The organism is Actinosynnema sp. NPDC023658, assembly GCF_040639995.1.
Taxonomy (GTDB): domain Bacteria; phylum Actinomycetota; class Actinomycetes; order Mycobacteriales; family Pseudonocardiaceae; genus Actinosynnema.
Window position 1 is genome coordinate 1 of the sequence record NZ_JBFAAX010000639.1, and the last position, 3,292, is coordinate 3,292.

A 3,292-nucleotide genomic window follows, 5' to 3' on the forward strand; every position below is an offset into this window, starting at 1 on the left:
GCCGCGCTCGGCCTGGAGCAGCTGCCGGCGCTTGTCGTCCCTGGCCCAGGTGTGCGAACCGGGCTCGCGCGCCTCGTCCACCAGTGCTTGTGGCCGACCTGGCCGGCGAACCCCAGGTTGACGGGCACTCGCGCTGTTCTGGGAACTGTCCGTCTCCGCAGGAGCCACCGGCCGCAGGCAGGCGCTCGACCTGTTTAGTTCTCATTTCGTCATTCCTATGGTGTAAACGCCACGCGTGACCGCTCGCCCAAGTCGGGGTCAAGCAGAGGTTGAAGAGGCACTGCCCGCCGCTAGGCCGTTAGCGTGGCGGCAGGCGCGGGACCAGCGAAGGCCCGCGTGTTTCCAAGAACCGAAACGGGGAGCTCATGTCCGTCTATTCGGTACGCGCGCGTTTTCACGCAGCGTCTTCTCAATTGATTACCCGAACGAGTCGGTTGCCCCGGTTGGGGGTGACCATCGCGGTGCTCGCCGTAGTGGCGGGCACCGGTTTCGACGCCTCGCCACGGTGGCCGACCCGGATCCAGGTGTTCGTGGCCAACAGCGGCTCGGACAACGTCACCGTGTACGACACCCGGCTGGGCAAGGTGACGGCCACGTTGGGCGTCGGCGACTACCCCACCGGCGTCGGAGCGCACCCGGCCGGGCACCGCGTCTACGTCACCAACGAGTCCTCCAACACCGTCTCGGTGATCGACACCCGGACCCTCGCCGTCGTCGCCACCGTGCCCGTGGGCCCCAACCCCTTCGGCGTCGCCGCCACGCCCACCCACGCCTACATCACCAACTTCGGCCGCGACGACGTCACCGTCATCGACACCACCACGAACACACCGGTCAAGACCATCCCCGTCGGCCGGTTCCCGCACAGCGCGGTGGCCAGCCCCGACGGCTCCCGGGTGTACGTGACCAACCACGGCGGCGACAGCGTCACCGTCATCGACACCGGCACGCAGACGACCGTCGGCACCATCCCGGTCGGCGTCTTCCCCGCGGGCATCGCCATCAGCCACGACGGCAAACGCCTCTACGTCGCCAACACCGGCGGCGACACGGTCACCGTCATCCACACCGACGACAACCACCCGACCAACACCACCAAGGTCGGCGACGCACCCCTCGGCGTCTCCGTCACCCCCAGCGGCCGGGTACACGTCGCCAACACCGGCTCGAACACCGTCACCATCCTCGGGCCCACCGGCAAGCCCATCGACGTCGTCAAGGTCCAGCGCATGCCCGAGGGCTCCGCGGCTGCACCCGACGACAGCTTCGTCTACATCACCAACACCGGATCGGACACCGTGTCGGTCATCGACGCCAAAACCGGCGAACCCGCCAAGCCGTTCCCCGTCGGCGACGCACCCGAAGGAGTCGCCGTCACCTCCTGACCGGGATCAGGCCGCGGGAAACTCGACGGCCACCCCCAGGCCCCCTGGCCTACCTGACCGTGATCAACACGTTTCCACTACTGCGTCTGCTCACCATGAGCGGCCGAACGAGGACGGGGAAATCCCGGCGCCACGACACCGGATCGCGATCCTGGATCGTCAACTGCGCAACGCCCGTCCGCGGTTCTCTCCTCGACCGGACGTTCCGCGGCGCTCCGGAATCGTTCCGCGCCCGACCGCGCTTGGCCGTGGGCAAGGTCGGACAGCGGGCCGACTCGGCCCCTGTGCTGGGCCTGGTCCGATCGCTCAACCGCCTGGAGTTCGTCGGGGCGACGCTGGAGGCGCGGTCCAGAGCGGCACCGACTCCGGTCTGGTCGCCTGCCACTGGGTGGTCGAGCAGAGCCTCGCGCTGCTGCACTGGTCGCGGGGTGCGCGACCCGTTCCCGGGGCGGGGCGCTGGTGGTCGAGGGATCCGGCGGACGACGATGCTCCCGAAGAGGCCTGGATGACGTTGTCCCTGCGGGAAATGCCGCTGGAAACCCGCGTGCCCACGTCGGTGTCACCGCGCACATCGCTGCGAGGTTCGTGCAGGTAGCGACGACCGCAACGCTGCGGGGTGAGCGTCCTCATCGGTGTCCGGTGAGGACGCTCACCGGCCGCCACGCGCTTCCGACACCCCAGGTCGCCATCTGCGACGGGCCTCAGGCGCTGTAGCTGCGCTGCCGTGGGCGCCGACGTGGCGTACTGCCGGGCGCGACTGGTCGACGATCCGCCTCTGCGGGCCTCGACGCTGCTCGACGAGATCACCGAACCTGGCCCCCCGGCCCCGCAGGCCGGCGCCTTGACCCCAGATGTCGGACTCCCTGTGGGAAGCCGTGATCTCCACACTGCTGCTGTCCGGCGGCGGCATCCCGTTGGTGCTGCTGGACATCCTCCAACTGCGATGCCCTTGGCGCGTCTCGCCGTGGCAGTCGCTGGAGCAGGTCCCTGCGCTGCAGGCGCGGACAGTCCTGTCCACGTCCTGCCAGACCGTGCGCGCGGCCATCGGCCCGACCGGCTAACGCCGCAACTACACCATCGTCGACCGCCTCGGCGAACTCCGGATGCCCACCCTGGTCACCTGGGCCGTGACCGACGAGGTGTTCCCGGTCCGGCAAGCGGTGCGCGCGATCCGGAAGCTGCCCGGTGGCCGGTTGGCCCTGCTCGTGGGCGGCGGTCACATCGGGTACCTCGACAACCACGTCGAGTTCATCGACTACCTCAGCCCTTTCGTCCGTGACGGGCTCCAACACGTTGACTGATCTGGGCGTCCGTGGATGATCGTGGACGTAGCACCGGTGTCGGCGCAGGGCGAAGTCGCCACGCCGATCACCCGTGGGACCGTCAGTTCGGGCAGCTGCAGGCACCGCAGACCGCGCAACGCGGCGCTGCGAGGACACCGGCACGTCAAGGATGTTGGTCAGGCGCGCGACCGTCTGCCGCATGATTCCTGCCCCACTTGGGATATCTGTCGGGACGTCCGCACGTGGTCGCCCGTTCGGCCCTGGCACGGCCCGCCGAACGGGAGCACCCTGGTGACCGGCGCGTGCTCGCGCTCACACGGGGTGCCGGGTGCCGCCCGAATGGAGAGCGATGATGATCAAGCCGTTACGCACCGTCATGGCCACGCTGATGACGGCTGTCTCCGCCTTCGCGCTGACCGTTCTGGGTCCGGCCGGGACGGCGTCGGCCGGGGTGCTGGACGTGACCTGCACCCCGCCCAGCAGTCAGAGCGCCACCTACACCCCGCCGCTGACCGCGACCCCGCAGGACGTCGCCGGCTCCAGCTCCACGCAGTACGAGCCGTGCGTGTCGCTGAGCAACCCCGCCATCACCTCCGGCACCCGCACCGCCTCCGGACCCGCGCG

At 69.5% G+C, this 3,292-nt stretch carries 4 protein-coding genes; all 4 read left to right on the forward strand.

The features are described 5' to 3' along the window. Nucleotides 1-461: 461 nt before the first annotated feature. On the forward strand, nucleotides 462-1,385 hold the full coding sequence (locus tag AB0G02_RS32510; RefSeq protein ID WP_360801848.1) for a beta-propeller fold lactonase family protein: 924 nt from the start codon (nucleotides 462-464) through the stop codon (nucleotides 1,383-1,385). A gap of 851 nt (nucleotides 1,386-2,236) precedes the next feature. Beyond that, nucleotides 2,237-2,446 (forward strand): hypothetical protein, encoded by a 210-nt coding sequence (locus AB0G02_RS32515; protein ID WP_360801851.1) that lies wholly within the window; start codon nucleotides 2,237-2,239, stop codon nucleotides 2,444-2,446. A 42-nt stretch (nucleotides 2,447-2,488) separates the two neighbouring features. After that, nucleotides 2,489-2,686, forward strand: a complete 198-nt coding sequence (locus tag AB0G02_RS32520; RefSeq protein ID WP_360801854.1) for a hypothetical protein — start codon at nucleotides 2,489-2,491, stop codon at nucleotides 2,684-2,686. 334 nt (nucleotides 2,687-3,020) lie between these two features. Then, nucleotides 3,021-3,292, forward strand: a 272-nt coding sequence (locus tag AB0G02_RS32525) for a hypothetical protein (protein WP_360801857.1), incomplete at its 3' end; no start/stop codon positions are given.

Bases quoted from the DNA above. Each gene is read 5' to 3' on its own strand.
- AB0G02_RS32515 (WP_360801851.1), top strand. From the start codon at position 2,237: ATGTCGGACTCCCTGTGGGAAGCCGTGATCTCCACACTGCTGCTGTCC.
- AB0G02_RS32520 (WP_360801854.1), top strand. From the start codon at position 2,489: ATGCCCACCCTGGTCACCTGGGCCGTGACCGACGAGGTGTTCCCGGTC.